This window comes from Ferrovibrio sp. (assembly GCF_002796975.1).
Taxonomy (GTDB): domain Bacteria; phylum Pseudomonadota; class Alphaproteobacteria; order Ferrovibrionales; family Ferrovibrionaceae; genus Ferrovibrio.
In genome coordinates, this window is the sequence record NZ_PEKV01000011.1 from 102394 (window position 1) to 107935 (window position 5542).

The 5542-nt window shown below is 64.8% G+C and carries 6 protein-coding genes; all 6 read right to left on the bottom strand.

All coding sequences use genetic code 11. From position 1 onward, the window contains the following. Positions 1–1175, bottom strand: a 1175-nt coding sequence (locus CTR53_RS13285) for a pentapeptide repeat-containing protein (protein WP_290814144.1), incomplete at its 3' end; no start/stop codon positions are given. Positions 1176–1287: 112 nt separating this feature from the next. Further along, positions 1288–2079, bottom strand: coding sequence for a succinate dehydrogenase iron-sulfur subunit (locus CTR53_RS13290; protein ID WP_290814147.1), 792 nt, complete (start codon positions 2077–2079; stop codon positions 1288–1290). Between the two features lie 20 nt (positions 2080–2099). Beyond that, positions 2100–3887, bottom strand: coding sequence for a succinate dehydrogenase flavoprotein subunit (sdhA, locus tag CTR53_RS13295; RefSeq protein WP_290814149.1), 1788 nt, complete (start codon positions 3885–3887; stop codon positions 2100–2102). 4 nt (positions 3888–3891) lie between these two features. After that, on the bottom strand, positions 3892–4287 hold the full coding sequence (gene sdhD, locus CTR53_RS13300; RefSeq protein ID WP_290814151.1) for a succinate dehydrogenase, hydrophobic membrane anchor protein: 396 nt from the start codon (positions 4285–4287) through the stop codon (positions 3892–3894). A 10-nt stretch (positions 4288–4297) separates the two neighbouring features. After that, complete coding sequence (gene sdhC, locus CTR53_RS13305) at positions 4298–4684, bottom strand: succinate dehydrogenase, cytochrome b556 subunit (RefSeq protein WP_290814153.1); 387 nt, start codon at positions 4682–4684, stop codon at positions 4298–4300. Positions 4685–4815: 131 nt separating this feature from the next. After that, a partial coding sequence (locus CTR53_RS13310) for an ammonium transporter (protein ID WP_367158974.1) occupies positions 4816–5542 on the bottom strand: 727 nt, incomplete at its 5' end.

Here is a 5542-nt window from a genome sequence, read left to right on the forward strand (position 1 = left end):
ACACTCACCAGGATTGCACGCCGCAATTTGGCGGCACCCAGATTGGTGCGGGCGGCGCGGGCATGCGGCGCATCGTCCTTGATCGCGGCCAGATTGGCATCGGTCAGGTCGGCGCCGTCCAGCGTGGCGCGGGCCAGGCTGGCGCCACGAAGATTGCTCTTCACCAGCACGGCGTCGCGCAGGTCGGCAAAATTCAGCCGGGCCAGCGCCAGATTGGCATTGGTCAGCTCGGCCTTGGTGAAGCAGGCGCGTTCCAGCAGCGCACCCATCAGGTTCACGCCGCGCAGGTCGCGCCCGGTGAAATCGTAATCGCTCAGGTCGGCGCGCAGGCCCTGGCGGCCTTCGGAATGCACCCACAGCTCATGCTGCTTGAGGATCTCGGCCAGGTCGGCCTCGGCATGGCGCGAGGCGGCGGCGAAAATCGCGGCGGCCAGTTCCGGCAGGCCGCGGCTGGCGGCATCCACGATGGCGCCGCGCAGGTCGGCGCCAGTGAAATTCGCGCCGCCGAGCTGGGCGCCCGACAGGCTGGCGCCGGCCAGATTGGCGCCGGAGAAATCGGATTCCTGCAGGTCGGCGCCTTCGAGGCGGGCCGAGGTCATCTGCGCCTTGCGCAGGTCGGCGCCGCGCAGGTTGCTGTCGTCCATATTGGCGTCGGCGAAATCGGCATGCAGCGCAAACGCCTTGGGCAGCTGCGCGCCCGACAGATCGGCGCGCTGGGCGGAGGCGCCGGACAGATCGATCGCCCGCTTGGTGGGGCCGCCATCGGTCATGCGGCCTTCGGAATCATAAACCGGCGCCAGCGCCTCGGCGCCGTTCGACTCGGCCATGTTGGCGTCGTTCAGGCCGGCGGCGCGCAGGCAGGCACCGCGCAGATCGGCCCAGCGCAGATCGGCACCGTCGAGCGTGGCATTACGGAAATCCGAACCGCCGCATTTCGACATCGAAAGCCGCGCGCCGTCCAGGCGGGCGCGATGCAGCCGCGCGCCGGTCAGGTCGGCCAGTGTCAGATTGGCGCCGGTCAGATCGGCATCGGAAAGATCGGTATAGGCCAGCAGGGCGGGCTGTGCGCCGGGCTTACCAGCAAGATGGGCTTCATGCTCACGCAAGACGTCGCGCAGCTTCTCAGCGCCAACCTTGGTAAGATGCGGGGGTGCCCCGCGGGTAAAATCGCCCATAACGCCTAGCGGCCTTGCCTCAAAACTACACAGAAGATTCGGCCGCAAGTTTAAGCGGACCGGTTAACCCGATCCAGCCGTTTGCCCCCTGTTTGATCTTTAGTCTAGCAGATCAGCCGCGTCGTTCCACCATCAGCTTCTTGATTTCGCCGATGGCCTGCGCCGGGTTGAGGCCCTTCGGGCAAGTCTGCGCGCAGTTCATGATGGTGTGGCAGCGATACAGCCTGAACGGGTCTTCCAGGTTGTCCAGTCGCTCTCCGGTCATCTCATCGCGACTGTCGGCGATCCAGCGATAAGCCTGAAGGAGGATGGCCGGACCGAGATAGCGGTCGGAATTCCACCAATAACTCGGGCAGGAGGTCGAGCAGCAGGCGCAGAGAATGCATTCGTAGAGGCCGTCCAGCTTTTTGCGATCCTCGGCCGACTGCAGGCGCTCGCGCGCGGGCGCTGGGCTCTGGGTCTTCATCCAGGGCTCGATCGAGGCGTACTGGGCGTAGAAGTTGCTCAGGTCCGGCACCAGATCCTTGATCACCGGCATATGCGGCAGCGGATAGATTTTCACCTCGCCGTCGATATCCTCGCAGGCCTTGGTGCAGGCGAGCGTGTTGCCGCCGTCGATGTTCATCGCGCAGGAACCGCAAACGCCTTCGCGGCAGGAGCGGCGGAAGGTCAGCGACGGATCGATCTCGTTCTTGATCTTGATCAGCGCGTCCAGAACCATCGGACCGCAGTCGTTCATGTCGACTTCGTAGGTGTCGACCTGAGGGGTCTTGCCGTCGTCCTGGTTCCAGCGATAGACGCTGAACTTGCGGACCTTGCGCTCCTCGCCGGCCTTGGCCGGCGGCAGCGTCCAGGTCTTACCCTTGGAAATCTTCGAATTCTTCGGCAGCGCGAACTCAGCCATGGGGAGGTATCCTTGCTTCCTTAGTAAACGCGCTTCTTGGGCTCGATATACGAGACCTCGTTGGTCAGCGTGTAGGTGTGCACCGGGCGGTAGTCGATGGTGACTTTGCCGTTCTCGCCGACCCAGGCCAGCGTATGCTTCATCCATTCCTTGTCGTCGCGATCCGCGAAATCCTCGCGGGCATGGGCGCCGCGGCTTTCCTTGCGGTTCTCGGCGGAATGCATGGTGACCACGGCCTGGCCGACCAGGTTATCGAGTTCCAGCGTCTCGACCAGGTCGGAATTCCATACCAGCGAACGGTCCGCCACGGCGATATCCGGCATCATCTTCCAGACTTCGTCGATCAGACCAACGCCTTCCTGCAGCACATCGCCGGTACGATAGACGGCGCAGTTGTTCTGCATCGTGCGCTGCATCTTGTCGCGGATGCGCGCGGTCGGGCTGCCGCCCTTGGCGTTGCGGAAGCGATCCAGGCGCGCCAGCGCATTGTCGCCGGCGCCCTTGATGTCGCGATGCTTGGCGTTCTTGTCCACCACATTGGCGGCGCGGATGGCGGCGGCGCGGCCGAACACCACGAGGTCGATCAGCGAGTTCGAGCCCAGACGGTTGGCGCCATGCACCGACACGCAGGCGGCTTCGCCCACTGCCATCAGGCCGGGCACCACGCTGTCGGGGTTGCCGTCCTTCAGGGTCAGCACTTCGCCATGATAGTTGGTCGGGATGCCGCCCATGTTGTAATGCACGGTCGGCAGCACCGGAATCGGCTGCTTGGTCACGTCGACGCCGGCGAAAATCTTGGCGCTTTCCGAAATGCCCGGCAGGCGCTCGTGCAGGATCTTCGGATCGAGATGATCCAGATGCAGGAAGATATGGTCGCCGTTCTTGCCGACGCCGCGGCCTTCACGGATTTCCATGGTCATGGCGCGGCTGACGACGTCGCGCGAGGCGAGATCCTTGGCCGACGGCGCATAACGTTCCATGAAGCGTTCGCCGGCTGAATTGACGACATAGCCGCCTTCGCCGCGCGCGCCTTCGGTGATCAGGCAGCCCGAACCGTAGATGCCGGTCGGATGGAACTGCACGAATTCCATATCCTGCAGCGGCAGGCCGGCGCGCAGCACCATGCCGCCGCCGTCGCCCGTGCAGGTATGCGCCGAGGTACAGCTGAAATAGGCGCGGCCGTAACCGCCGGTCGCCAGCACCACCATCTTGGACCGGAAGCGGTGGATGCTGCCGTCGGCCAGATTCCAGGCCATCACGCCGCAGCAGGCGCCTTCCTCGTCCATGATCAGATCGAGGGCGAAATACTCGATGAAGAACTCGGTATCGTATTTCAGCGACTGCTGATACAGCGTGTGCAGCATCGCATGGCCGGTGCGGTCGGCAGCGGCGCAGGTGCGCTGCGCCGGCTCGGCGCCGTAATTCTTGGTCATGCCGCCGAAGGCGCGCTGATAGATCTTGCCCTCGGGCGTGCGGCTGAACGGCACGCCGAAATGCTCCAGTTCGACGACGGCCGGCACGGCCTCGCGGCACATGTATTCGATCGCGTCCTGGTCGCCGAGCCAGTCGGAACCCTTGACGGTGTCGTACATATGCCAGCGCCAGTTGTCCTCGCCCATATTGCCGAGCGCGGCCGAGATGCCGCCCTGCGCTGCGACGGTGTGGCTGCGGGTCGGGAACACCTTCGAGATGCAGGCGGTCTTCAGGCCGGCCGCGGCCAGGCCCATGGTGGCGCGCAAGCCAGCGCCACCGGCGCCGACAACGACAACATCGTAATAGTGATCGTGAACCTGATAGCTGGCGGGCATGGGCTTAGGCTCCGAAAAACATCTTGAGCACCGACAGGGCGGCGATACCGCCGACAACGAAGGTGGCGAAGGTGATGGCGAGCAGTGAGACGATCTTCACGCTTTCGGTATGCACATAGTCTTCGATCACCACCTGCAGGCCCAGCTTCATGTGCCAGAAGACGGCGAGGATGCTGAGCAGCGCCAGCACGGCGAAGAGCGGATGCTTGAAGGCGGCTGCGACGGCGGCATGATCGCCGGTCGCCAGCTTCAGCATGCAGACCAGCAGGATCAGCAGCAGCGGCACCATGGCCACAGCCGTGACGCGCTGGATCCACCAGTGCTGCACGCCTTCCTTGGCGGCGCCGAGGCCGCGTACCGACTTGAGCGCGCTGCGCATATGATTGTTCGACTTGCTCATGATGCGCTCCTTACTTCCAGCTGTAGGCCAGGATCCAGGCCAGCACGGTCAGCACCACCGAACCGATGATGACCGCCCAGCCCGACTTGTTGGCGACCGGAATGCTGTAGCCATGGCCGACATCCCAGAACAGGTGACGGATGCCGTTCAGCAGGTGGTAGAACAGCGCCCAGGAGAAGCCGAGCAGCACGAGCCGGCCGAGGATCGAACCAAGGCAGGCCTGCACCATGGCGTAATATTCGGGGCCGGCGGCAGCGGCGACCAGCCACCAGGTCAGCAGCAGAGTGCCGGCGGCCAGACCGCAACCGGTGGCGCGGTGCAGGATCGACGTCGCCATGGTGACGGGCCAGCGGTAAATCTGCAGATGGGGGGAGAGCGGTCGTTCGACGTTCGCCATGTTTCGCGCCTTCGCCCCGGCTGGACTCCGGAGCATTCGGGGTGGGGCGGTCCGCCGTTGGCGCAAATGGGGAAAATGGCCGAGTCGGCGTCCGAAAATCAGGCCGGATACTAGTCCTGAGCCCTGCTTAGTCAATCATTGGACGACTTTGTTTTTAATCGCGTAAACCCCATCCCNNAGTGCAGGTCGTAGGCGCGTTCGCCATGGGTGGTGATGTCGAGGCCGTCGAATTCATCCTCCTCGCTCACCCGCAGGTTCCCGCTCGCCTTCAGCACGGCGAAAATCCCCCAGGAGATCAGCCCCGACCAGGCGGCGGTGACGGCCAGGCCGGTCAGCTGCGCCTTGAACTGCATCAGCGCCGTGACGCCCTCGGCGAAACCGGTGCCGCCGAAGCCGGTCTGGCCGACGATGGCAACCAGCAGGATGCCGAGCGCGCCGCCGACGCCGTGCACGGCAAACACATCCAGCGAGTCATCCAGCTTGTATTTCTGTTTCAGCAAAGCCGTAACGGTGAAGCAGATCGCGCCGCCGCAGAAGCCGATCAGTACCGCGCCGGCCGGGCCGGCGACCCCGGCTGCCGGCGTGATGGTGGCAAGGCCGGCGACGAGCCCGGTGACGATGCCGACCAGCGACGGGCGGCCGTGGCGCAGCCATTCGATCGCCATCCAGGTCAGCGCGCCGGTCGCCGCCGAGATATGCGTCACCATCATCGCCATGCCGGCCGAGCCATTGGCGGCCAGCGCCGAACCGGCATTGAAGCCGTACCAGCCAACCCACAGCATGCCGGCACCGGTGGCGGTCATGCCCGGATTGTGCGGCAGCAGCGGTTCATGCGGGAAATCGCGGCGCTTGCCGACC